Source organism: Morganella morganii H1r, assembly GCF_000633515.1.
Classification (GTDB): domain Bacteria; phylum Pseudomonadota; class Gammaproteobacteria; order Enterobacterales; family Enterobacteriaceae; genus Morganella; species Morganella morganii_B.
The window spans coordinates 223,288-248,688 of record NZ_AYMP01000010.1 but is presented as its reverse complement, the minus strand read 5'-3'; the positions used below and the strand labels follow the sequence as shown (position 1 = coordinate 248,688).

22 protein-coding genes and 1 pseudogene are annotated in these 25,401 nt (G+C 51.0%); 10 read left to right on the top strand and 13 right to left on the bottom strand.

Going from position 1 to position 25,401, the window contains the following annotated elements:
- From U868_RS0106330 to U868_RS0106300, 7 genes are all read right to left on the bottom strand, one after another.
- Positions 1 to 546: a fimbrial protein gene (locus U868_RS0106330; RefSeq protein WP_025152558.1), complete on the bottom strand. Its 546-nt coding sequence runs from the start codon at positions 544 to 546 to the stop codon at positions 1 to 3.
- Positions 547 to 556: 10 nt separating this feature from the next.
- Positions 557 to 1,039 (bottom strand): fimbrial protein, encoded by a 483-nt coding sequence (locus U868_RS0106325; RefSeq protein WP_025152557.1) that lies wholly within the window; start codon positions 1,037 to 1,039, stop codon positions 557 to 559.
- An 11-nt stretch (positions 1,040 to 1,050) separates the two neighbouring features.
- Positions 1,051 to 1,587: a fimbrial protein gene (locus U868_RS0106320; RefSeq protein ID WP_025152556.1), complete on the bottom strand. Its 537-nt coding sequence runs from the start codon at positions 1,585 to 1,587 to the stop codon at positions 1,051 to 1,053.
- Positions 1,588 to 1,605: 18 nt separating this feature from the next.
- The gene (locus U868_RS0106315; protein ID WP_025152555.1) at positions 1,606 to 2,364 is read right to left on the bottom strand and encodes a fimbria/pilus periplasmic chaperone; all 759 of its coding nucleotides are present in this window, start codon (positions 2,362 to 2,364) and stop codon (positions 1,606 to 1,608) included.
- Entirely contained in the window at positions 2,361 to 5,018 is a 2,658-nt protein-coding gene (locus U868_RS0106310; RefSeq protein ID WP_025152554.1) for an outer membrane usher protein, read from the bottom strand. Before U868_RS0106310 ends, U868_RS0106315 begins: the two co-directional genes overlap by 4 nt.
- Positions 5,019 to 5,039: 21 nt before the next feature.
- Positions 5,040 to 5,594 carry a fimbrial protein gene (locus U868_RS0106305; protein ID WP_025152553.1) on the bottom strand — a complete coding sequence of 185 codons (555 nt, stop codon included), beginning with the start codon at positions 5,592 to 5,594 and terminating at the stop codon, positions 5,040 to 5,042.
- 69 nt (positions 5,595 to 5,663) lie between these two features.
- On the bottom strand, positions 5,664 to 6,191 hold the full coding sequence (locus tag U868_RS0106300) for a fimbrial protein (protein ID WP_025152552.1): 528 nt from the start codon (positions 6,189 to 6,191) through the stop codon (positions 5,664 to 5,666).
- 653 nt (positions 6,192 to 6,844) lie between these two features.
- On the opposite strand from U868_RS0106300, the gene U868_RS0106295 reads away from it, so the two are divergent.
- Entirely contained in the window at positions 6,845 to 7,408 is a 564-nt protein-coding gene (locus U868_RS0106295) for a tyrosine-type DNA invertase (protein WP_025152551.1), read from the top strand.
- A 179-nt stretch (positions 7,409 to 7,587) separates the two neighbouring features.
- Positions 7,588 to 8,538, top strand: a complete 951-nt coding sequence (locus tag U868_RS0106290) for a nucleoside hydrolase (RefSeq protein ID WP_025152550.1) — start codon at positions 7,588 to 7,590, stop codon at positions 8,536 to 8,538.
- 427 nt (positions 8,539 to 8,965) lie between these two features.
- On the opposite strand, the gene U868_RS0106285 is transcribed toward U868_RS0106290, so the two are convergent.
- The 4 genes from U868_RS0106285 to U868_RS0106270 form a co-directional block, all read right to left on the bottom strand.
- Positions 8,966 to 10,114 carry a porin gene (locus U868_RS0106285; protein ID WP_025152549.1) on the bottom strand — a complete coding sequence of 383 codons (1,149 nt, stop codon included), beginning with the start codon at positions 10,112 to 10,114 and terminating at the stop codon, positions 8,966 to 8,968.
- A gap of 401 nt (positions 10,115 to 10,515) precedes the next feature.
- Positions 10,516 to 11,763 (bottom strand): two-component system response regulator PgtA, encoded by a 1,248-nt coding sequence (gene pgtA / locus U868_RS0106280; protein ID WP_025152548.1) that lies wholly within the window; start codon positions 11,761 to 11,763, stop codon positions 10,516 to 10,518.
- On the bottom strand, positions 11,756 to 13,759 hold the full coding sequence (gene pgtB / locus U868_RS0106275; RefSeq protein WP_025152547.1) for a two-component system sensor histidine kinase PgtB: 2,004 nt from the start codon (positions 13,757 to 13,759) through the stop codon (positions 11,756 to 11,758). Before pgtB ends, pgtA begins: the two co-directional genes overlap by 8 nt.
- A complete protein-coding gene (locus U868_RS0106270) occupies positions 13,756 to 15,012 on the bottom strand; it encodes an ABC transporter substrate-binding protein (protein ID WP_036411506.1) in 1,257 nt (418 codons plus the stop codon). The genes pgtB and U868_RS0106270 overlap by 4 nt, the downstream gene beginning before the upstream one ends.
- A 526-nt stretch (positions 15,013 to 15,538) precedes the next feature.
- Here U868_RS0106270 and pgtP point away from each other — a divergent pair.
- Entirely contained in the window at positions 15,539 to 16,942 is a 1,404-nt protein-coding gene (pgtP, locus tag U868_RS0106255) for a phosphoglycerate transporter PgtP (protein WP_025152544.1), read from the top strand.
- A 136-nt stretch (positions 16,943 to 17,078) separates the two neighbouring features.
- On the opposite strand, the gene U868_RS0106250 is transcribed toward pgtP, so the two are convergent.
- Positions 17,079 to 17,468, bottom strand: a complete 390-nt coding sequence (locus U868_RS0106250) for an autotransporter outer membrane beta-barrel domain-containing protein (RefSeq protein ID WP_025152543.1) — start codon at positions 17,466 to 17,468, stop codon at positions 17,079 to 17,081.
- 96 nt (positions 17,469 to 17,564) lie between these two features.
- Here U868_RS0106250 and U868_RS23480 point away from each other — a divergent pair.
- Positions 17,565 to 17,935, top strand: a pseudogene (locus U868_RS23480) (DnaJ family domain-containing protein).
- A 12-nt stretch (positions 17,936 to 17,947) separates the two neighbouring features.
- Here the strand turns inward: U868_RS23480 and U868_RS0106240 are convergent.
- Complete coding sequence (locus tag U868_RS0106240; RefSeq protein WP_025152542.1) at positions 17,948 to 18,403, bottom strand: regulatory protein RecX; 456 nt, start codon at positions 18,401 to 18,403, stop codon at positions 17,948 to 17,950.
- A gap of 73 nt (positions 18,404 to 18,476) precedes the next feature.
- Here U868_RS0106240 and U868_RS0106235 point away from each other — a divergent pair, with 73 nt between their 5' ends.
- From U868_RS0106235 to U868_RS0106205, 6 genes are all read left to right on the top strand, one after another.
- Positions 18,477 to 18,659 (top strand): hypothetical protein, encoded by a 183-nt coding sequence (locus U868_RS0106235; RefSeq protein ID WP_025152541.1) that lies wholly within the window; start codon positions 18,477 to 18,479, stop codon positions 18,657 to 18,659.
- Positions 18,660 to 19,355: 696 nt separating this feature from the next.
- Positions 19,356 to 19,910: a fimbrial protein gene (locus U868_RS0106230; protein ID WP_025152540.1), complete on the top strand. Its 555-nt coding sequence runs from the start codon at positions 19,356 to 19,358 to the stop codon at positions 19,908 to 19,910.
- A gap of 50 nt (positions 19,911 to 19,960) precedes the next feature.
- The gene (locus tag U868_RS0106225) at positions 19,961 to 20,659 is read left to right on the top strand and encodes a fimbrial biogenesis chaperone (RefSeq protein WP_025152539.1); all 699 of its coding nucleotides are present in this window, start codon (positions 19,961 to 19,963) and stop codon (positions 20,657 to 20,659) included.
- A gap of 8 nt (positions 20,660 to 20,667) precedes the next feature.
- On the top strand, positions 20,668 to 23,160 hold the full coding sequence (locus U868_RS0106220) for a fimbria/pilus outer membrane usher protein (RefSeq protein WP_240182671.1): 2,493 nt from the start codon (positions 20,668 to 20,670) through the stop codon (positions 23,158 to 23,160).
- Between the two features lie 14 nt (positions 23,161 to 23,174).
- The gene (locus U868_RS0106215) at positions 23,175 to 24,242 is read left to right on the top strand and encodes a fimbrial protein (RefSeq protein WP_025152537.1); all 1,068 of its coding nucleotides are present in this window, start codon (positions 23,175 to 23,177) and stop codon (positions 24,240 to 24,242) included.
- Between the two features lie 298 nt (positions 24,243 to 24,540).
- On the top strand, positions 24,541 to 25,332 hold the full coding sequence (locus tag U868_RS0106205; RefSeq protein ID WP_025152536.1) for a protein bax: 792 nt from the start codon (positions 24,541 to 24,543) through the stop codon (positions 25,330 to 25,332).
- Positions 25,333 to 25,401: the final 69 nt, after the last annotated feature.

Genomic DNA, 25,401 nt, shown 5'->3' with positions numbered 1-25,401 from the left:
TCAGTCATAATTAAGATGAAATGTCGCAATGGCACTGAACGGCCCGCGTTTAATGGTTTTGTTTGCCAGCGCATCCGGCTCGCCCTGCACATAGGCACGGAAGTTCAGCAGCGTCAGTCCGTCGTTCAGTGTGATCTGCGGTGACGCTTCATTGACCGCCAGCGCCGTGCCGTCCGCATTTTCCAGCCCGACCGCAATGCCTTCAGCCTGACTGCCCGGGCTTATCGCCAGCGCGCCGCTGATAAACGGGTTTTCATCCCCGGCAAACATCACCGTCACCCGCCTGCCGATGGAGGTATCACACTCCGAGAGCCGGATCCGGAAATCCTTTGAGGGTGTCCGCTGATAGGCATACAGGTTTTTATCAGGGATATTGCCGAACGGCAGTTCCACGATTTCATCCCCCGGATGTATCGTGCAGGGTTCATCCACCAGCGTGCCGTGAAAATACAGGTTGTCAGGGACAGCCCCGGCATCCGCACCCGGCAGAGATAACAGAAACACACCGCAGGTACTGATAAAAAAGCGCCTTACTGTTTCATTCATTGCCTTGCTCCTACTGATATTCCGCCAGCAGAGTGGCGGTCACATCAAATGCGCCTTCCGGCAGTGTGCTGCCCGGCCGTTTTACCGGCACCGCCTGAATCACCGGCGGGTTATCCGGTGATACCGCAATGCGTTTGTTGAGCGTGAACGGTTTTCCGTTCTGCGTCAGGTGGATCGCCAGGTCGGGGATGTTGGTCTGTAAGGCCGCATCATCAAATCCGCTGACCGGACCGGTAACCGATAACCCCAGATCCCAGCCCTTGATATTGTCCTCACACACCAGGGTGTAATTGACCGCCCGGGTGTAATTGACACCATCCACTTTATGCACGCCGACGTTGTCACCGAAAAACACATCGATCACGCCGTTGTCGCTGATCGTGCAGGCAGGCGGCACCAGCAACGTACCAAACAGCTTCATGTTCGGCGCGGCTGCGCTGCCCGCTGCGGCACACAGCAGCAGTATCAGTAACCGCCGGTAATGTTTTGCCATGGTCAGGCTCCTTACTGATAATCCAGTTCCAGTGTTGCCACCGCCGAGAAATCCCCGCCGGTCAGCACCGCCGTCATATCACGGACAGGCACCGCTTCCAGCGCCGGAAAGACCGGATAAGTAAATTTCACTTTTTCACCGGGATTGAGCTGCCGCCCCTGATAAAGCATGCGCACCCCCAGCCCCGCGATTTCGGTCTGCAGTAATCCGGCATCAAACTCGGCGGTATTGCCGGTGATGGCCAGTGTCATGGCATTGGTCGGCATCTTTGTGCACTCCGCCGTGTAACTGACCGGCTGTTTGTAGCGCTGACCGTCAATGCGGGTACTCATCACCTCCCCGAAATCCACCAGGATGGTATTGCCGTTGTTGATGACACACGGCGGCGGCGCAATCACATTGCCGCGGATAGTGATATAGGTGATCCCGGGCACGCCCCGGATACCGGCCACCCGTTCCGGCAGTGCCGCCGCACTTCCCGCAGAAATACAGAGCACAACCGCCAGTATCCGCCGGAGGAAACGCTGTTTTCTGATCCGCTCATCCATGGTTTATCCCCTGTCTGTTCAGTTACCGGCAGCCGTTTTGGTCACACGGCACTCTGCACCGCTGCAACTGAACTGCAGCTGCGGGCGGCCGCCGTAGTCGTTGATATAACTCAGCACCGGCGCACTGCCGAGCGCAGATGCACTGAGGCCGAGTGTGCCCCGGCTTTTCGGTGCCACCATCAGCGGAGAGAACCCGTTCAGACTTTTGCCGCCCAGCCCGCTGAGGGCATCGACAATCGTCACGTAATACGCGGTCGGGTTATGGACTTCATAGTGATCACCCCGGCGCGTCAGGGTGATTTTTTCCTGCCACGGATTAGTCAGATCCGTTTGTGAGGCATAGATAGCTTCCGGGCGGTAAAACAGTTTGATGCGGGTCTGCAGGGCGATTTGCAGGACATTCTGCCGGTTACTGCGCGGCGGAATTTCCCGCAGATTGAAATAGAAGACACTTTCCCTGTCCTGCGGCAGCGCGGCAATCGCCGGTAACGCCTGAATTTTTACCTGACTTTTATCACCCGGCTCAATCCGCTGCACCGGCGGCAAAACCACCAGCGGCGACGAAATTTTTTCTCCGTTCTGATCCTCAATCCATCCCTGCGCCAGATACGGCAGCTCTTTATTCAGATTGCTGACATTCAGACTGACCGATTTTTCCGCTCCGTTGAAAATGACGCGGGTTCTGTCCAGCGCAATTGCCGCGTGCGACTGTGCTGAGGCCAGCAATACAGCGGCAACAGCCAGAACAGAGAGACGGGTTTGTTTAACTGACATCATAATGAATCACTCATTGCGTTACATGTGGAAGGTACCGGGTCTGCCCGGCCTGTGATATTCAGCCATTTCCCCTGCTGCGGGCGGTCAGCCGGCGGCGGGGAAGACGGCAGCGCAACCGGCTGCGGTTTTTCCGGGACGGATTGCGGCTCTGCGCCGCAGGTCAGTAACAGGGTGTACAGCGCCTGTCCCGGTGCAAGTTCCGGCACCGTCATGCGGCACGCGGCCTCACTGCCGCGCCGCAGCGTCAGAATATCCCCGCTGTTGATACCGCTGAGATACACCTGCCCGCCATCATTGACGATCCCCAGTTCGCGGTTATCCGCCGAGGTCACCACGGCGCCGAACGGCGGTTCACTGCCGTCCGCCAGGCGGATAGTGGCCATCGCTTTTTGTCCTGACAGCACATCAAACCGGCGATAGCCGATAGCGCCTTCGGTCAGTGTCAGCTGCTGAACAGAGCGGCGGGCTTCCGCATTTTCCGGCAGTTTATTGATATCGATGGCGGCACTGTTGCGGAAGTAATTATTCATATCCGGCAGAACAGCTTTCCCGAAGCGGTTGGTATAGCTGAGTGCCCCGGTGCTTCTGACCGGCACATCCGCCACACCACCGGTATCCACCAGCAGGCGGGCACTGCCCGGCATATTGATGCGGTGGAATGCCCCGCCCTGCGGTGTCATCGTCACCCCGCCCTGAAGCGAGAGCGATGCCGAGGTATATTCCCCGTCAATATGTCCGGCACTGGCGGTGACCAGCGCGCTGTCGGCATAGTGCATGTAATAGCCGTCAACGGAGGCTTTGCCGTTGCTGCTCAGACCGGTGCCGAGGCGGTAACTGTTGTTATCATCCGGACGATCGTAATAACTGACGTTATGGGAATTACCGTGACGGTTGATCATGCTGTTGTAGCTGACCGTGGCCCGATCCCCCAGCGGCATGCTGATATTGAGATACACCCCGTCATCATTCTTATCCTGATATTTGTTACGGTAAGCAGATAAGCTGATATTGATGTTCTTATAACTGCCGATATCCATGTACTTCGCCAGCGACAGGTTATAGTTGTCGTTATCCGGCCGGTTCCAGTAAGTCTGGTGGCTGTAGTTCAGATAGGTGCTCAGCCCGATATCCGGGAACTGCTTACTGAACATGATGGTGTACAGCTCTTTATTGTTATCCGCGCGGTTATCGCTGTAGCGGCGATCCAGATACTGATTCATGCTCATAAAGTCGCGTTCGGAGAAACGGTATCCGGCGAAGGTGACCTGGCTGTCCAGCTCCTCAAACCGTTTGGAGTAACTCAGGCGGTATGAGCCGCCGCGATACTGCTTGTCTTCCTGCGGCAGACGGGCAAAAGATTGGGTGGCATCAAAAGAGATGGCCCCGAAGGCCATCAAATCACGACCAACACCAAGAGAAACTGCGTTATAGTCCCCGGCAACGAGGGAGCCACCGTACAATGACCAGCCGTTACTGATCCCCCACGAGAATTCCCCCATACCAAAAACAGGGCCTTTCCCGTGGCGGCCGATTTCAGACGGCTGCCCGGCAGCGAGTTTGTACTGCACCCGGCCCGGACGGGTCAGGTAAGGAATACTGGCGGTATCCATCTGAAATGACTGTACAGAGCCATCCTGCTCCTCCACCCGGACATCCAGTTTGCCGCTGACCGCATCATTAATATCCTGAATACGGAACGGCCCCGGCGCGACCAGGGTTTCATAAATCACCCTGCCCTGCTGACTGACGGTAATTTTGGCATTGGTTTTCGCCACACCCGTCACTTCCGGTGCATAGCCGCGCAGATTCGGCGGCAGCATATTGTCATCAGTGGCCAGATTGACCCCGGTATAGCGGAAGTTGTCGAAAATATCCGAGCGCGAGAAGGTTTCCCCCATCGTCAGTTTTGCCTGTAATGAGGCAATCGCCCGGTAGAGATAGGTCTGGCTCCATGTCCAGTTATGTCCGGAGCGATCCCCGGAACCGGTGGTGTGACGGAGATTCGCCTGCCAGTCGGCACGGACACGCCAGACCCCGAGGTTTGCCCCGGCAGTCCCGTTCCCGGTGACCTGCTGTGTCTGTTTGCCGTGTGCCGGGTCATTAATACCGGCATTCACGTTGTAATCAAACAGTACGCCGGAAATCCCCTCATCCCAGCGGGAAGGCGGATCCCAGTTAGCGGCGGTGTATTCCAGATAAGCCTGCGGCAGTGTCAGGATAAGCTCACTGTCCGCCAGTTTCGGTGATACCGACATACCGGGCAGTGACGCGGTATCCAGACATTTGCCGTCATTCCACCAGCGCATGCGTTCTGTCCACACCGGTTTCAGCCCGGCCTGTGCCATCAGTTCCGGAGATAAACAGGCAACACTGCCTTTCGGATCTCCCGGCCGTACAATATAAGAAACCGGATAACTATCAGGTAACTCACTGTTATTCACCCGGATAAAAAAGTCGTAGGTGCCGGGCATGATATAACCGGCACGGGAAAAATCGGACAGATCAATATTCTGTTTATCGTTTACATCGAGAATATCAGTATTAAATTCAACATCCTGATTATCCGGATAAGCTGCCTGCGGGATACCGGTCAGAATAAATGAAATCAGCACTGTCAGTCTCCGGCGGGAGACGGTACTCAGCGGAATTACCATAATGGATCCAGTCAGCTCGGTTTAATAATATTCCAGCTTGAAACCCACTGTTGCCCGGTAATAACCGGACTGAAGTTCATCACTGTTTTTCACGAGACGCGCCTGATATCGCAGCGCCATATTATTGAGATCAATATCTGCGGGCGGTAAGGGTTTGCCGGGAACCGCCTCATTCCCGTTGCGGTCTGAAATCGATAAGGAAGCCCCTTTGCCGGAACCGGTCAGCTGAAAACGTCCGTCCTGCTCAGCGCCCTCAAACGTGACCCGGAAACGGAGATTATCCGCCGTACCGCCTTTCACCGGCTGCACGGTGCATTCCGTCAGCCTGATCCAGAAATAGTCTGCGGGTCCCTGCCCTTCATCACGCAACTGCGGAACGGAAACATCGGTCAGCGCCACGGCCTGCTCACGGCTGGCGGTGGAAATCGTACAGACCGGCTCAAGGATCGTGCCCTGCATCTGTACCGCACCGAAACGCAGACTGGTTTTTGCATCCTGTTTTGTTTCACCTGCTGTATAAGCGGAAAAACACACTATTGTTATCAGCACTCCCTGAGGGATGACTCTGCTCACCATTTCCTGCCTCCGCTGAACGCACACAACTGAAAAGCGGCACGGCTCATCCCTGAACCGTACCGGCATTAATTACTGATAAGTCAGTGCGAATGTCGCGATAGCGGTGAAGTCACCCGGGACAGCGGCTTCAGCAGATGAACCCTGTAAATACGCCGCAAAGTTCAGATCGTTATTACCATCACGCAGTGCCTGTGCCGCGCTTGGTGTGCCTAATTTGATCTGTTTTCCGCCTGCATCGGTAATAACAACGGCTGCGTTTTTGGCGATCCCTTCAATACCCAGGGAACCGGCCAGAATATCAGCGGCCTCAGAACCGGTGAATGTGGTCTGTACGGTTTTGTAGGTTTCTGTTGTGCAATTCTCTAATGCGATTTTGAAATCACGGGAATTACTGCGGCCGCCGTCTTTCAGTGCGGCAGTGGAGATCTGGCCTAACGGAACAGTCTGGTTTTCGGTATCAGGTGTAATAGAGCAAGGCGCGTCAATAATTGAGCCGGTGAATTTAACAGTACCGTGTCCCTGATCAGCAGCAGACGCCGCACCTGCAACCACAGACATACCAAAGCCCAGCACTAATGCTAATTTATTCAAAGTCATGTTATTTCCTATATTACGTTCTGCTTTTTTGATATTAAAAATAACGCGGTCACACGCGGAAATATGAAACCGCGCGGCGTTATCGTTATTTGATGAATATGTCTGTTCCGTTATCCGGATATATAAAAAAACGGGACAAAATACATCAAATTGTCCCGTTAAGAATGAATCGCTGTTATCGTAAAAAAATGAAGAAAGCTGTTCTTTTTTATCACGTAAAACAGGTGAATATCACGTTTCTACCCTTCTCTGTTTTTAAGCACTGTAAAAAATAATGACAGTTCTGAAACAGACAGCCGCCACCCGGCAGAATAAAATATTAACCTTTTAAAAATTAATGAGTTATGTGTTGATAATTTGACTAACCCATCAGTATTTGACTAAGGTAAAACCTTTAGTGATAATTACAAACAATTTGATGTATTTTGTCTTTTTTTAAATTGAGAATATTTACCTCTTTACACAAGTCTTAAACTGATCGCTCTCAGATTAAAAAAAGCCAATTCCTGATTGGTTTTTATGAAAATATTGTCAATACGTAAACACTTTGTAGTACTTTCTTTCCTGTCCGTTGTCTTTATTCATTTTTATTACTTGCTATAGTGATATCTCTGGTTTTTATGAAATTATCGGACAATAAACAGGAATAAATCATGGACAAACGTAAGTTTTTGACCCGTTATGAAGTTGACGCCATCCTGAAAGAAGCCGGGAAAAGCCGGTATGCCGAACGAAATTACTGCATGATTTTAATGTGCTATCTGCACGGTTTCCGTGTCAGTGAATTATGTCATCTGTCACTTTCTGATATTGATCTGGACAGCCGCCTTATTTATGTCCGGCGTCTGAAAGGCGGGCTTTCCACCACACAACCACTTATCGATGTTGAATATAATGCGCTGGTTGCATGGCTGAATATCAGGAATACCTGGCGTAACCGGGATTTGGAGTGGGTATTTTTATCACAGAAAAGCGGGGCAATTTCCCGTCAGCAGGTGCATACATTATTAAAGCAGTACGGCAGGGCTGCCAATATTTCCGTGGCACCGCATCCGCATATGCTGCGCCATGCCTGCGGCTATTCCCTTGCGGATCTCGGCCGTGATACCCGTCTGATTCAGGATTATCTGGGGCACCGGAATATTTCTCATACTGTTATTTATACTGCCAGTAATTCAAAACGTTTTCAGCAAATCTGGGATCCTCTCCGCGGATAATCCGGTAACCCGTCTCTGAACTTTCTCTGTTCCCGAAAACAGGCATTATTTTCCGCTGTTATTGTGTTGTTCCTGTGATTATCCGGTCACCGCTCAGATCTTCGGGCGGCTTATTATTTTTCCGGGTACAGAGTGTGTAACATAGCAGTGCATATAAACGGACAAATAAAGAGGAATATGTGAAGAAAAAAATCATTCTTGACTGCGATCCCGGCCATGATGATGCCATCGCACTATTACTTGCTTACGGTAATCCGCAGATTGATCTGCTGGCGGTCACCACGGTGGTCGGCAATCAGACACTGGAGAAAGTGACACGCAATGCGCTGGCGGTTGCCCGCATTGCCGGGATTACCGGTATTCCTTTTGCGGCGGGCAGCCCGCGCCCGCTGATCCGGGAGATTGAAACCGCACCGGATATTCACGGCGATTCCGGTCTCGACGGGCCGGTTTTACCGGAGCCGGTGCTGACTTTGGATCCGCGCCATGCGGTGCAGCTGATCATTGATACCATTATGGCGCATCCGCCGAAAACCATTACCCTGGTGCCGACGGCGGGGCTGACCAATATTGCGCTGGCCGCCCGGCTGGAGCCGCGGATTGTTGACCGGGTCAAAGAGGTGGTCCTGATGGGCGGCGGCTATCACACCGGCAACTGGAGTGCGGTTGCGGAATTCAATATCAAAATTGATCCCGAAGCGGCACACATTGTGTTTAATGCAGGCTGGCCGCTGACTATGGTAGGGCTGGATCTGACACACCAGGCACTGGCAACCCCGGAGGTTGTCAGCAAAATCGCGGCTGTCGGCACAGCACCGGCGCAGTTTGTGCTCGAACTGCTGGAATTCTTCGGCACCATGTACAAAAGCGCTCAGGGATTTGATTACCCGCCGGTACATGACCCCTGCGCGGTCGCGTACGTCATTGACCCGTCCGTGATGACCACCCGCAAAGTGCCGCTGGACGTAGAGCTGACCGGCACACTGACTCTCGGTATGACCGTTGCGGATTTCCGGGCACCGGCTCCTGCGGATTGTCTGACACAAGTCGCCGTAAAACTGGATCATACCCGCTTCTGGGATTTGGTCACTGATGCCCTGCGCCGGATCGGAGATGTCCGGGTCGCATGACCCTGCAGATGTGCCGGTTCGCCGGCACAATATATAAAACAATCTGATCGTTCTCCCCCCGGCGGTGAAGCACAAATCATCAAAAATATTATTCATACTTCCTTACATTCTGTCTTAATTAATCACAAGCACAAAATGAATAAATAAAAAACCCAAAATCACATCAATAGTTAAATGTTTTATCCTGATATGAACTATTATTACAGCGTTCGAACAAATTCTTATTGGTGATTTGTCTGTGTCGATTCAAATTACAAGCAATAAGCCAAAAAAGGAGGCAACCGCCTCCTTTTTTACTGTCTGAAAAAAAGTAAAATAATAATACTTACTGCCATGACAGTTTTTTTAAGTGATTATTTCACTGATCTTCAGATATAAAAAAAGGAGGCTTTCGCCTCCTTTTTCATTATATGTTCTCTGAATTAAATCAGAACTGGTAAACTAAACCTAAGCCCAGTACGTTGTCGGTATTGATACCGGTACCACGGGTGAAGTCGTTTTCGTCTAACAGGTTAATTTTGTAGTCGATCAGTGCAGACATGTTTTTGTTGAAGTAGTAGTACGCACCTAAATCAACATATTTAACCAGATCCTGGTCGTCGCCGTAACCGCCGCTCAGGCTCTTACCTTTAGACTGCAGGTAAGCGATGGACGGACGCAGACCGAAATCGAACTGATACTGAGCCACTAACTCGATGTTCTGAGTTTTGTTAGCAGTTAAGCCACGGTTGTCATCGTTATTACCGTAGTGAGTCATGTTACGGGTTTCGCCGTAAACTGCAGCCAGGTACAGGTTGTTAGCGTCGTATTTAGCACCGAAGTTCCATGCTTCTGCACGGTCACCCAGCGCGCCGCTTGCCAGGTTATCTTTCTGACCCTGCGGACGTGCGGAGCTTGAATATGCACCACCAACACTCACACCCCAGCCGATGTCATACGCGGTGGAGAAACCGAAACCGTCACCGTTAGCGGTGTTGTCGTAGCTGTAGGTATCGTTGATTGTGTTGTGAGAACCACGGTTAGCGATAGAGTTATCGTCGTTCGCACCCTGATACTGTAATGCGAAGCTCAGGCCGTCAACGTAACCGAAGAAATCAGAGTTACGGTAAGTCAGCAGGTTTGCAGCACGACCGGTCATGTAGACGTCGGTCTGGGTCATGGTGTCGTTACCGAAGATTGGCAGCACATCGGTCCATGCGTTGGTGTCATAGATAACACCGTAGTTACGGCCGTAGTCCAGTGAACCGAACTCAGCGAATTTCAGACCCGCGTAAGCTAAACGAACCTGGTTTTTGTTTTCGCCTTCAGTGCCGTTGGTTTTGATTTCGTTTTCGAAACGACCAAAGCCGGTTAATTGATCAGTGATCTGAGTTTCACCTTTCAGACCGATACGGAAACGGGAGTCATCACCGTTCTGGCTGTCGCCATAGTGGTCATTGTCGCTGAATAAATGACGAACATCGACTTTACCGTACAGATCCAGTTTGTTACCGTCTTTGTTATAAATCTCTGCCGCGTTTGCAGCGCCGCTTAATGCAACAAGCGGGACTAATACAGCTAATAATGTCTTTTTCATTTTATATTCCTATTATATTAACCACTACTCTCTGACTCTATTGACATAAAGCCTTGTAGATTATTCACCCGGAAAGTTCATTTTACAACACGATTACGGCTTCATTTGGCGATAAATAGCAATATATGTCAAAAAAAGCACTTATTGCATGTATAATGTGACAAATAGTTTCAGAACAGAAGCATTTATTGTTAAATAGCCACCCTTCAAAGCGCACAAATCGCTAATTCTGATAATTACATTAGTGGTAGGCGATATATTTTAATTATTAATCTCCATCACCAAATAACAAGAACAAATCATTCAAATTTTTTAAATTAAAAAACAATAAAAATAAAGAAAAAAGCCGGTTTATTTTGCATAAACCGGCTTAAGGGAAAAAATCATCAGATTAGTTTATATTATATACGGTAATGATGCTTATCCAACCCGTATTTTTTCATCCGCAGATAGAGTTTCTTACGCGGAATTTGCAGATATTCGGATACATCGTTAATCCGCCCCTGATGGATATTCAGGGCTTCAGTGATAATCTGCCGCTCATAGCTCTCCACCCGCTGATCCAGCGCAGTGGGGGTCACAGACGGCAGCAGCGGGTTCGCGGTATCACCCATCGGCATAATCCCGACCGCATACAGCTCCGCCGCATTCGCCAGCTCACTGACATTGCCGGGCCAGTGCCGCCGGGTCAGTTTTTTCACCAGCGGTTCCGCGAGGTTCGGCAGCGGATGATTCAGACGGGAACAGGCCTGTTCCAGATAATAGCGGAATATCGGTGCAATATCGGCTTTGCGCTGGGACAGCGGCAGACAGGCAATCTGTGTCATCGAGAAACAGTAATAGAGTTCAGCAATAATCTTCTGCTGTTTGGTCAGCATAATCAGCGGTGTGTCAGCGATCCCGATCAGGCGGAATGTCCGCTGCTCCTGACGGATATGCTGTACCAGCCAGCGCTGCTGACTGAGCGGCATCAGATCGATATTTTTGATCACCAGTGTGCCGTCCGTCACTTCATCCAGCCAGGCATCCAGCGGGATCGCTTCATCACTGAGCAGGGTTTTGATCACCAGCGGCCCGCGTTTATTGCTGCTGATCTGATGCAGGTAACGCGCCAGATAGGTGCGGCCGCTCCCCGGCTCACCGTGCAGAAAGACCGCTGCATGGGTTTCTGCCAGTCCGCGCAGCTGCTGACGGACATGTTCTGTCCATTCACTTTCTCCGGCAAGATTCAGTGTCAGCTGCTCTGAGCTCCAGCGGCGCTGGGTGACCCGCTGCCTGCGGGCAGCCAGGGCTTTTTCTGTCAGGGTCAGCAGATGCTCCGGATCCACCGGTTTCTGCAAAAAATCCCATGCCCCCTGTTTGACGGCTTCCACTGCCATCGGCACATCGCCGTGACCGGTGATCAGCAGTACCGGCAGGTATTTGTCTTTTTCCAGAAATAACGCCATCAAATCGATACCGGAGCATCCCGGCATACAAACATCACTGAGCACAATGCCGCACCAGTCGCGGTGAACCAGCTCTTTTGCCGCCAGCGGGTCATGACAGGCATAAACACGATATCCGGCCTGCTCCAGCAGCATGCAGTAAGCTTCCAGCACATCCGTATCATCATCAATTAATAAGATATCGTAATTATCATCAAGCATATTCAATTACCTTTTTAAAACTCAGGATCACACATCCGTTACCGGTCAGTGTGGATGCGATCCGCAGACTGCCGCCCAGCTGCTGCATGATTGAGCTGCTGACCGACAGGCCGATCCCGAGACCGATTTCTTTACTGGTGGTGAAGGGTTTCATCAGTGAATCCGCCAGTTCTATAGGCCAGCCGCTGCCGTTATCACTGATAAAGAGGGAAATTTCATCACCGGATTCCGCAAAATCGATGACAATTTCCGCCGCTGCCGGTGAGGCATCCAGCGCATTGGACAGCATATTGACCAGCACCTGCTGTATACCGATGGTATCTCCCTGTACCTGCGGCAGAAAATCAGGCTGATGCAGAATGACATCACGCATTTTGTTCTGCAGTGCCAGGATATCCCACGCATCCTGAATGCTCCGGTGCAAATCAATCGGCTGTAATGTCGCGCCGTCATCCCGCCGCCGGGCAAACTGGCGCAGAGAGCGGATAATACCGTCCATTCGCGTGATCAGCTGCACGGATTTATTCAGGGCATTCACGGCATGGGTGTTTCCGTCTGCCGCCAGTGCCCGCTTCGCCATATAAATGTGCATGGATAATGCATTCAGCGGCTGATTGATTTCATGCGCCAGGGTGGTCATGGTCTGCCCGACCACCGCCAGTTTGGCGGTCTGGATCAGCTCATTCTGAGTGGCGCGTAAATTAGCCTCAATGGCTTTTCTGTCGGTGATCTCCTGCTCCAGCTGCGCTTTTTGCCGGTTGATCTGATTGAGCGTCTGACGCAGCAGCATTGCCACCCGGCCGATCTCATCCCGTCCCTCAACCGGGATATCCGCCGTCAGATCACCGTGTCCGATCCGTGCAACCGCCTGATTCAGCACCGTAAAGCGCCGGACCAGCCGGGTACGGATAAAATAGTGGTTAAAGATCACCGCCAGTAATAATGCCAGCAGCGCGGTAATAATAATGATGGTGCCGCTGTAGCTCATAATACCGGAGAGATGATGATTCAGGGTCTGTAACTGACTGTGGCTGTTATCCAGCTGCACATCCAGCTGAGTGCGGAACCGCTCCAGAATGCGATCCTTTTCTGCTGTGGCAGCCGCCAGCTCTGCTTTTGCCGCGCGGTAATTTTTCAGCACACCGGGCATTTTGCTGTCAGACAGGCCGATATCCAGCAGCTCATCAATGGTCTGACTCAGTGTCACGGTACTCGGGTACAGATCCAGTGCCGTTTCATTTGATTCCGCACCGGACTTCAGATAGGTGAGATAACGGACATAACTGTGTGAGCCGGCGCTGCTTTCCGTGTTTTCATTCTGCTCGTCACGCAGACGCCCGGTCAGATCGTCCATAATCTGTCCCTCCAGCCGGGCAAGGGTATAGATCAGCTGTAACTCCCCCTGCACTTTGCGCAGGCTGCCCTGTAAGGCGATAGCCCGGGACGGATCCTGCTCTATCTGATCCAGCAGAGATCCCTGCTGCCAGCTGATATCCTGTGACAGCGAACTGAGCTCTGTATTGAAATCGTCATGCAGCCAGGCGATCCGCGCGGACAGTGTGTTTACATTTTCCCGCGCCAGAAACAGGGTATACAAGGAATTATCGAGGCGCTGCAGAAGTGCCTGCCCCTGCTGCACAATCGCCGCTATCTGTGCCTGATCCTGGCCGCTCAGTTTCCGGTTGATCGCTTCGATCTGCGACAAATGCAGGGTGATCTGATTACGCAGCTGCAGACGCGCAACGGTATCCGGCGCTTTCAGAAACTCATTCAGTTCATCCACCAGCGTATTCAGCTGCCCTTCGATCAGAAACGATGCCTGAATACGCGGAAAATAATCGCCCAGCGCGTAGCGGATTTGCCGGTTCTGCGCCTGCCAGGCATACAGGCTCACACAGCTGACAATCAGTGTCATCAGCGTGCCGATCACAAACGCGCCGCGCAGGATAGCGCTGATACTGAAACGACCAATATAACGGGCAATACGTTGTTTCACCGGACTTTCTCCAGTTCAGCAATCGCTTTGCGCTGCTGTTCGCGGAAGAACTTCTGCCAGCGGATATACTCTTCCTCCGCTTTGCGGTTATCGTCAAAACGCGAGTAATAGGCCGGGTCTGTACTCTCCTGTACAGAGACCGGCATGGCGGTCAGCAGAGCACGGATATGCGGCAGCGGATGCTTCACCCGGGCTTCGGCGGTATACAGGGCACGCCAGGCGTCGATGGATTCCGTCAGACGGAAGGTGATCGCAGTATCAAACAGCTGCTGCACCATGCGCTGACGTTTGAGCACCAGATTCTCATCCATCTGATGCGGGGAATTCAGCAGGCGGCGCTGCACCGGCTCACGCGGATTTCCCTGCGGCAGCGGTGTGACCGGATATTTACCGGTACTGCTGTCCGCCAGCACGTTCTGCCCCTGCTCACTGAGCAGAAAACGGATAAAGGCGCGGGCCTTCTCTTTGTTCAGACTGTGGCAGCTTATCGCGACAAAGGTCGGGGATGTGGCGGAATCCGGCAGATAATTAAAAGCCAGCTCCGGGTCACCCAGCAGCAGCCAGGCGTAATTATCAATCACCGGGGCGGCCCCGCCCAGCCCGGCTTTGATTTTGTCCGCCACACCGAAACTGCGTGATGAGATAGTCGCCAGATTCCCGGAAACATTAAGCAGCAGCGCCCAGCCCTCATCCCAGCCGCGCTGCTGTAACAGCGATTCGACCATCAGATGATAGGTGTCCGAGCGTGACGGACTGCTCATCAGCAGTAACCCCTGATAGCGGCTGTCGGTCAGGGAATCCCACGATGCCGGAACCGGCAGATTGCTTTCCGCCATCCGCCGCTTATTCACCAGAATGCCGTAACCGGAAAATGCCACCGCAGCCGCATTACCGCGCAGCCGCAGCGGCACCAGACGCCGGGAAACATCCGGCAGATCCGGAAGCTCCGCCAGCCGGTCATGCTCCTGTAAATGCTGCAATAACATCGGCGATGATGTCACCACCAGATCAACATCTTCCAGTGCCGGAGTATCCAGCAGACGCTCCAGTGCCGCACTGGTGCGGTTAATGGTCCGGATACGGACGGCGCCGGGCTGCTGCTGCCAGCTGCTGATAATATGAGCAGTCGCTTCCGGTGAAAGGGTGGTGGCAATCACCAGTTCATCCGGTTTCGCGGATGCTGACAGACTGAATATCAGTGCGGCGGCGGTTATGATACTGGCCGCAAAGCGGCGGATTCGGCGTTGTGGCATAAGCTGAGTTCTGTATTCGTTTGCGGGGTGTGATTCACATCAAAAAAATGACATCTTTTTCAGTTTGTCGCAAAAGCCCGTTTGAGACAAATATTACCCGTTTGTTTACCGGCATCTGCACCGCAGATATTAAAGAAAATAACAAACAGGCACGGTAATTGACGTGATATTTTAAATCATCGCCATAAACAGATAATAACAATGCAGGAAACAATAATAGCAATAAATTACTGCAACGACAAAATAAGAATAAAAGCCTTTAAGTTCAATATAAAAGCTATTCATTCATTTTTACTTATCATTCTCCTCATTAATTTCACAATGTTTTTCATAGTGATACAAAACAAACATACCAATAAACTTATTTGTGTCATTTTATACCTCTTATATTTCATATTGAGTCAAAAGTGACTCAAAACCATGATATTGAGATATTTATTCAGCCGGAACATGATGACTCTGTCAGAAAAAAAAAGACCATACACACAGTAATCCTATTTTAAAATACATTTCTGCAGGTGAAATTATGCTGTCATTTTTAAAGCCGGCTATGGCAAAAAATAAAGTCGCACCTGAAAAAGTGCCTGCCACTTACAAACGCTATCGCGTTCAGGCATTGCTCAGCGTGTTCCTCGGTTACTTAGCGTATTATATTGTCCGCAATAACTTTACGCTCTCCACGCCGTATCTGAAAGAAAACCTCGATCTGACCACAACGCAGATCGGTATGTTAACCAGCTGCATGCTGATCACTTACGGGATCAGTAAAGGAATTATGAGCAGCCTGGCGGATAAAGCCAGCCCGAAAGCTTTTATGGCCTTTGGTCTGATCCTCTGTGCCGTTGTTAACCTCGGTATGGGCTTCAGCGGCGCATTCTGGCTGTTCGTCGGTTTCGTTGCCCTCAACGGTCTGTTCCAGGGCATGGGCGTCGGTCCTTCTTTTATTACTATCGCCAAATGGTTCCCGCGCCGTGAACGCGGTCGTATCGGGGCTTTCTGGAATATCTCCCACAACGTCGGCGGCGGTATCGTTGCACCAATCGTGGGGGCAGCCTTCGCGGTTCTCGGTACTGAGCACTGGCAGGCGGCCAGCTATGCGGTTCCGGCGGTTATCGCGGTGATCTTCGCGGTGGTCGTCCTGCTGCTGGGTAAAGGTTCTCCGGAACAGGAAGGCTTACCGGCGCTGGCGGAAATGATGCCGGAAGAAAAAGTGGTGTTATCCGACGCGCAGAAAGAGCAGTCTCCGGAAAATATGTCTGCATTTCAGATTTTCTGCACCTATGTGCTGAAAAACAAAAATGCCTGGTATGTCTCGTTTGTTGATGTGTTCGTGTACATGGTACGTTTCGGGATCATCAGCTGGCTGCCGATTTATCTGCTGACCGAGAAAAACTTCAGCAAAGATCAGATGAGTGTGGCTTTCCTGTTCTTCGAATGGGCAGCGATTCCGTCCACCCTGCTGGCAGGCTGGCTGACAGACAAACTGTTCAAAGGCCGCAGAATGCCGCTGGCGATCGTCTGTATGACGCTGATTTTCTTCTGCCTGATCGGTTACTGGCAGAGCCAGTCCCTGGCCGTCGTCACCTTCTTCGCTGCGGTTGTCGGTTGCCTGATTTATGTGCCTCAGTTCCTGGCATCCGTGCAGACCATGGAAATCGTCCCGAGCTTCGCGGTCGGTTCTGCGGTAGGTTTACGCGGTTTTATGAGCTACATCCTGGGTGCAACCCTGGGAACCACCCTGTTCGGCTTCATTGTTGACCGTATGGGCTGGCACGGTGGTTTCTATCTGCTGTTAGGCGGTATCGTCTGCTGCATCATCTTCTGTATTCTGTCTCACTTTGGTGCGCTGGAACTGGAACGTAACCGTCAGCAGGCACTGTCAGAAGAAAAAACCAAAAAAGTGACATTAGAACCGGCTTCTGCTAACTGATTTCACACTGTTCGTTACCCTTTCGCGCCGCGGCGCTGACATCAGGAACGTTATTGATAAAAAAATCCCCCTGTGGCAACACAGGGGGATTTTTATCTCAGCGGTTCAGCTTATTTCCACTGGTATTTCACACCGATCATCGCACGGTCACCGGAGTAATTATTCGCCCCCATCTGGCGGGAGACGTTACCCCGGACGCGCGGTTTGGTGAAATCTGCCCTTCCGCGCCCGCTTTGATTTCCACCCGGCTGGCGGGCATATCATCACTGAAGGTGTAGTGATTATTAAAGGTCATATCACTCTTCGCATTACTGTACAGCCAGTTCACCTCAACAAACGGCTGCGCGGATTGATCGGACTGCTTCTGATTTACGTAAGTCAGGCGGGCACCGGGACGAGTATCCACGCTGTTGCTGCGCTCACCTTTCATTTTCAGTCCGGTGCCGCCATGCTGTAACCGGCTTCCGCAGAGGCACTGAAAATGAATATCAATGCACTTATCCTCCTGATGTAATTCATTTATCATTCAGCAGTAAATGCGGATTTTTTGACTGAGACAGATGATTTATGCGGGGAAAAGACACTGCTATAATGAATCGGTAACAGGGGGAACAGAAGCGCTATGACGATTTTTGACACACTGGCAGAGCGCCATATTCAGGCGGCGCTTGAAAGCGGAGAATTAGAAGGACTGGCAGGAGAAGGTAAGCCACTCACGCTTGATGATGACAGCCATGTTCCGCCGGAACTTCGGGTGGGCTACCGGTTACTGAAAAATGCAGGGTATCTTCCCCCTGCATTACTGGCCCGCAGGAGTCGGTTTCACTGGCGGAATTATTGTCCGCTCTGCCGCCGGACAGCACAGAATATGAGCAGACAAACAAACGCTTACGGTTGCTGGCATTACAGATGCAGCAGGCGGGGCTCAATACGGATTTTCTCCGGCACCGTTACCATGACGCCATACAACAGGCTCTGAATAAAAACAAATAACACCGGGCAGTGTCAGTACAGCTCATAAATCTGATCTGACGTAAAACCCCGGTACATCAGGTAACGCATCTGTTTTTGCTTCTCTTTATAGTCCGCCGGACGGCTTTCCCCGAATTTCTTCATTTTTGCCTCACGGGCCTGTTCAAACCAGTCGGTCTCCTGCGCGGAAAAAACCGCATCAATCAGTTCACCGTCAAACCCTTTCTGGCGTAATTCCCGGCGGATCCTCACCGGCCCGTGCAATTTTCTCACCCCGGCCTGAAAAAACAGCGCGATACTGCGGGTGTCATCCAGATACTGTGAGTCGGTCAGCCGCGCCATCACCCGGGGCAGAACACGCTCTTCCGTCGGGGAGGTTTCCTGCTTTTCGGCTATTTTCCGTTTCAGTTTGCGGGCCAGTTCTGCGCCGGCATATTCCCGCCGTCCCAGCAACCATATGGCATAATGATAAAGTTGTTTTTCATCCATCGTGACACCTGCGTGTTATCCGTTAAAATCGTGATAACATACCATATTCCCACTATATTCAGAGAGACAGACAATGGCACAACTGACCCCGCAGGAAAAAGTATATGTTGATGACCTCGCTATGCAGCGGGTTGATGATATGAACAGCGATGAATTTCTGGTTCGTCAGCTGGATGACAAAATTCACGGGCTGGCATCTCACCTGAAAGCCTATTTTGAAGAGCGTCTGGCTTTCCATAAACAGAACAAAAACTGATCCTGTCCGGGCAGCCGTAACGCTGCCCGCCGCGTTCCCCGCCTGAAATAATCGCCATATAAACAGTTACACTCGTTATCAGCTGATTCTGATAGTTATCCTTCTGTACCTAAAATAAAGTTGAAAACAATTAAAGTTATCTGTGATTGTGCCGATAATGAATAGCAGGATCATTCTGAGTGATTGATTTTTCGCTGTTAATACTGTTAATGATAATTATTCTTAATTGTTACAATCAATCATTATAAAGAAAAAATAATATTAAATACTGCGTTTTTTAACATATATTAAATGAATATTTAAAAATATTAACAACAATCAATGCATAACATCGTAATAACATAAAAACACAGTATATAAATCCATAAGTAACTGTCTGTATCCGGATATTACAGATAAAACCTACCTTTTAATTATAAAATCAGAAAAATACTTCAATTAATCATTTCGTGACTATATAATCTGTTTCGTTTTAGTTATGCCTTCCATTCTGATGTATAAGAAACTTCTTTCCTGTTAACGGTAATAAAAAATTGCTGGGGAAAACTATTTCTTATTGATGCTACTAACTAAATAAACCCTGCTGATTTGTTTTTTCAGAATCAGCTAAAAATCACTATGACTAAAAATAAATTTACAGGTAACGTAATTAATTCCGTTGCCGGATTTATTATATATTCCATCCCGGAGAGGATAATGAATAAAAAATTCGCTCTTGCAGCGTCTCTTTCTCTTATTTTTGTTGCTAACTCTGTGTCTGCGGCGACCACCGCATCCGGTGGTTCCATCAATTTTACCGGCTTCATTACAGATGCTACCTGTACCATTAATAATGGTAATGCAAACATGTCGGTATTATTAGATCCGATTACGGTTAATCAAATCAATCATCCGGGCGCAATAGATGAAGGGAAAAAAGCATTTTCTCTAGAATTATCAGATTGTAACGCCAGCGACAAAGATAAAAAATCACTGCATATTAATTTCGCATCCACCAATCTGATTGCCAATAACGGTAATTATCTGATCAACCAGGAAACGGATGAGAAAGGCAATCATAAAAATGTCGGGATTGCGTTAACGTCACAAAAAAGTGATGAAGTCATTAATTTAAATACGCCATACGATACAAAAATTATGGCTGATAATGGTGTTATGCAGTTTTATGCAAAATATTACAAAGTCGGCAGTGAACCTGCTCAGCCGGGTAAAATCAATACCATGCTGACATATAATCTGTCTTACTTTTGATATTTTCAGGCCTCTTTAATTCAGAGGCCTGATTTTTGAAAATACCTATCATGAAAAAAAGTATCTTAACATTATTATTATTGGCGGTGACATTTGTCAGCCGGGCGAATGTTATTATTAACTCCACCCGTGTTATTTATCCGCAGGGAAGCAAAGAGGTTCCGGTACAATTATTTAACACCGGGACACAGCAGGCATTAGTCCAGGCGTGGATTGATGACGGCAACCCCGATTCCACCCCGGAGACCGCCAATGTTCCGTTTATTCTGACACCGCCGGTGGTGAAAATCGACGGTAAAAATGGTCAGCAGCTGCGGGTGAAAATGACGCCGGTACAGCTTCCGGCAGACAGAGAGTCCCTGTTTTATCTGAATTTACTGGATATTCCGCCGCTGCCGGAGAACAGTGCGGATAAAAACATGATGCAGATTGCTATCCGCTCCCGTATCAAACTGTTTTACCGCCCGTCCGGCCTGACCTTGAGTGCGGATAAAGCCCATACCCGCCTGACATTCACCCGTGACGGTCAGCACTATATTCTGAAAAATGATTCTCCGTATCATATTAATATTCTCGGCCTGAAAGGGACCGCAAACAGCCGTGATCTGGCGGAAGAAGGCACGATGATTGCCCCTTATTCTCAGTTCACGCTGCCTGCCGCAGCCGGATTACCGGCCGGAAATCACTATTCGCTGACACTGATCGACGATTTCGGTGCCATCAATACCTATCCGCTGTCCCTGAACTGAACAGCAGCATGATGCCGCGCCCTGTCCGCCGTTTTTCCGCCCTGATTTCATTGTTGCCGGTACTGCTCAGCACACCGGCAGCCGGGGCCGGGTTTAACACCAACTTCCTTTACGGCGATTCCGCCAAAGCGGATTTGTCACGCTTTGATCGCGACGACACCCTGCCTGACGGTGAATACACCGTTGAAATCAGTGTGAACGGGGAATGGAAAGGGCGTTTTCCGCTGCGTCTGCAACAGAGCGGACACACGATTCTGATCCCGCAGGACGATGTGCCGAAACTGGGACTGCGTGACAGCACACCGCCGCCGCAGGCAGATGAACACGGTTATGTCGCACTGAGCAGTCTGGTGCCGCCGGACAGCTATACCCTGAATACCGGGCAATTTCAGCTGGCACTGAATGTGCCGCAGGCAATGCTGGATACCGTTCTGAAAGGGTATGTCGACCCGTCGCGGTGGGATCAGGGCATTAATGCCGCGATAGTCAGTTATAACGCCAATTATTATCACGCCGCCAATAAACGTGACGGCAGTGATAACGACAATGCGTATCTGACCCTGAACAGTGGTCTGAATCTGGCGGGCTGGCAGCTGCGGGATCAATCCTCAGTGACCTACAGCAGCGGACAGAGCACGCAATGGAATACCAATACCCGTTACCTTCAGCGCGGTTTTCCGGCAATTAAATCGGATTTCCGTGCCGGGGACAGCTATACCTCCAGCGAACTGTTCGATTCCGTCCGTTTCCGGGGCGCAACCCTGAAAACAGATATGCGCATGTATCCCGATGCCTGGCAGGGCTTCTCTCCCGTCGTGCGCGGTGTGGCACAGACCAACGCCCTGGTCAGAATCTATCAGGATGCACAGCTAATCTGGCAGCAGAGTGTTCCGCCCGGTCCGTTTGTGGTCGATTCCCTGCTTCCGACCGGATCCGGCGGGGATTTGCAGGTGGAAGTGAATGAAGCGGACGGGCAGATCAACCGCTTTATGGTGCCCTTCTCCGCCGTCCCGAATATGTTAAAAGAAGGCCTCTTTAAATATGAGCTGAATGCCGGTGAAGTCCGTCTGACAGATACCGCTTACCATCCGGATTTTGCACAACTGAATCTTCAGTACGGCATTAATAACACGCTGACCGGCTACGGCGGTGTGATTGCGGCGGAAAATTATCAGGCGTTTCTGCTCGGCAGCGGGTTTAACCTGCCGATTGGCGCATTATCCGTGGATGTTACGCACTCCGATGCCCGGTTCGGACAGGACATGCCGCGTTACCGGGGCGAGAGCTACAAGGTGGCCTACAGCCGTTTCATTCATCAGACCAATACCAATTTTTCTCTGGCGGCTTACCGTTATTCCACCAGCGGTTATTTCAGCCTCACGGATGCGGTGCAGTATCAGGAACTGCTTAACCGGCAGGTTCTGACCGGTGATCTCTCCCCGCAGTCACAGAGTTACCGCCAGCGCAGTACCTTTAATGTCAACATCAACCAGCGGATCGGTGCGGATTACGGATCGGTTTATCTCGCCGGTACGCTGCGTGATTACTGGGGCGGCCAGGGCAGCACCCGCGAATATCAGCTGGGTTATGCCAATAACTGGCAGGATATCAATTACACTCTCAGCGCAGGCCGGACCCGTTACAGCAAAGACAGCAATAATCCGGCAGACAGTAATCATGAAGAAACGCGGGTAAACCTGACGCTCTCCGTTCCGCTGACGCTGTCCGGGCACAAGGTGTATCTGACCGCAAACAGCATGACAGAAAAAGGCCGCTATCAGAGCAGCAATATCGGCCTGAGCGGTACCGCCGGGCAGAGCAACGCGCTGAGTTATAACGTCAATGCCGCGCATCAGCAGTCCGGCGGCACCACCTTCAGCACCAGCGCCGCTTACCGGGCAGCCCCGGCGACACTGAATGCCTCTTACAGTGAATCCGGCCGTTACCGCCAGCTGGGAGCCGGTGCCACCGGCAGCGTGGTGGCCTGGTCCGGCGGTATTCTCACCGCAAACCAGCCGGGGGAAACCTTTGCGGTAGTGAATGTGCCGGGCACCGCCAATGCCATCGTAAACAATGACCGCAATGTCACCACCAACACACAGGGTCAGGTTCTGGTGCCGTATCTGTCCGCCTACCGCAAAAACGCGCTGATCCTGGATGCCTCACAGGCACCGGAAAATGCGGCAGAACTGCTGGGCAATGTACAGGATATCGTGCCTTATGCCGGGGCGGTAACACTCGTGAACTTCAGAACGGATACCCGGCAGGAATTTTATCTGCATGCCGTGCGCCAAAACGGTAAACCGCTGCCGTTCGGCACAGAAGTCACTGACGGGAACAATAACAGCATCGGCTATGTCGGTCAGAACAGCCTCATTTATATAAGAAGCGAAACACGGCCGGCGCAGATCAATGTCCGTCTGACGGATACCGGCAGCGGCTACTGCCGCATCACATTCACACCGGATCCGCAGAGTGCGCCGCTGCCTTGTGCAGAATAAAGGAAACATCTCCGATGCTCAGAAAAACACATTTATTTGCCGGTCTGCTGATGCTGATCACCGGTTATGCACAGGCGGAGTGCACCAACGACGGTAACAAACAGGCACCGCCGCTGACGGCTGATCTGTCAGAAACCTTTTACCGTCAGACGGAAACCACGCTCTATTTAAATACCCGCTACAGCGGGGAATTCAGCTGTAACGGCTACAGCAGCAGTGTCTCCAACGCCTCTTACCTGCAAAAACGCTCCGTGGTGGTCGGTTTTCAGAACGGGCGTTATCCGGTCGAGTTCAGGGTGATTGACCTCCAGCCCGGCGGCAGCCAAAAATTCGGTTACAGCCGAAATCCGTATCCGGCGGGAAACCTTCAGGCACGTTTTACTCTCAGCGCGCGGGTGATGCCGCAGGGCTCACGCAGTGATGTGACGGTACCCGGCAGTCAGTACCGTTTTGACGGCGCAGTGATTGCCGCTGACACCACACGGGTCGGGATCTTTCAGTTTTTTATCCGTCTCGGGCTGGATATCCTCACCTATCTGCTGGGCGGGCACTGGCCGGAGCACAATGAAGATCTGTTCCTGCAGCCGCTGGATGTCATTTATCAGCCGCGTGAAACCACCTGTACCTTTGATAACGCAGATTTATTAGTCGAACTGCCGCAGGTGGACAGAGCGCAGCTGGTACGTAACAAAACCGCCGGGATGACCCGCTTTTATCTGGATATCTCCTGCCGGGATCGCCTGAACGGCCGCGCCAGCCGTCCGGTAAGAGCCTATCTGGCCAGCAATCAGGTCTGGCTGCGGGATATGAAAACCCTCGTTGATACCTCACAGGGTGCAGCTCAGGGAGTCGGGATCCGGGTCGGTCGTTATGCGGATACCAATGACAACAGTGCGCTGGTCATCAATCCGCCGGGACAGCAGCCGCGCGCTGATTCCTATCTGTTTGAATGGGGAAAGGACAAATTTATTGAAGTAAACAACGGCTTCAGTCTCTGGGCTTACTACTATGTGTATGATGCTGCCCGGCTCAGTGCCGGCCGCATCAATACCACGGCAATCCTCAATTTCGAGTACTACTGAGGGCAAATCCGGATAAACATGACCGGTAAAAACCGCAGAAAAAAGGGAAAAAATGGCCGGTCACCGCGTGAAAAACATTAATTTTCCGGATAATTCCGCCATTTTTGCTGAAATCCGTTATCGTTTAATGTCCGTTTTAACTTACTAATAGTCATACATAAAATCAAAAAACAGAATTTTATCCTGCCAAAACATACCCGATTAATATTAAACGATGGATAATAAGGCTGGCCTTGGTTTTTATATTTTGCTAGTATTCGTTCGATTTTTGTTCAGACAATAAAACGAGGAAAAAGCAATGCCCTCTCTTTCGATGAGGACAAATGCAGTCTTCGCTTTCTTGATTTTACTATTCTTTACCGGTTCAGGCTTTGCCTCAACCAGTACCACGACAAGCTTGCCGTATTCGCATCAAAACACGCAGCAGTTACAAAAAACGCTGCCTGATTTGAAAAAATACGCGTCAGGTACACCCCGTAAGAAAGCGTTTTTAAATGCCATTGTCCCCGCGATTGACAAAGTGAATCGCGAAATCATGAATGACCGCACCTGGTTACTGGAACGCCGGAATGCCAAACACTGGTCACAGAGTGATATTGCAAAGCTCGGAAAGCTTTGCCGGAGCTATGATATGACATGCAGCTCGCCTAAGCGCACCGACTGGAACGCGCTGCTGAGCCGTGTCGATATCCTGCCCACCCACTTCGTTGCCACACAGGCGGCAACCGAGTCAGGCTGGGGAACATCAAAACTGGCTCAGTCCAACAACAACCTTTTTGGTATGCGTTGCGGACGGGGCTGTAGTGCCAAAGCCGGACAGGTTAAGGGCTACTACGCATACAACACTATTGAGGATAGTGTCACGTCCTACATGAAAAATCTGAATACGCACCGTGCTTATAATTCACTGCGTTCAGAAAGGGCAAAACAGCGTCTGGGTGATGATGACTCACTGAGTACACCGGAACTTATCAGTCAGCTGGAAGGTTATTCGCAAAAGGGAGATGCCTATAACCGTTACCTCCGCCAGATGTATGACAGTAACAAAACACTGATCACATCGGCACAGAAGGTCGCCCAAAACACCTAATCGTTCTGTTCACTGTGGCAGACACCGGAAACCCGCACTAATCTGAAGATTACGCGGGTTTTTTTATGG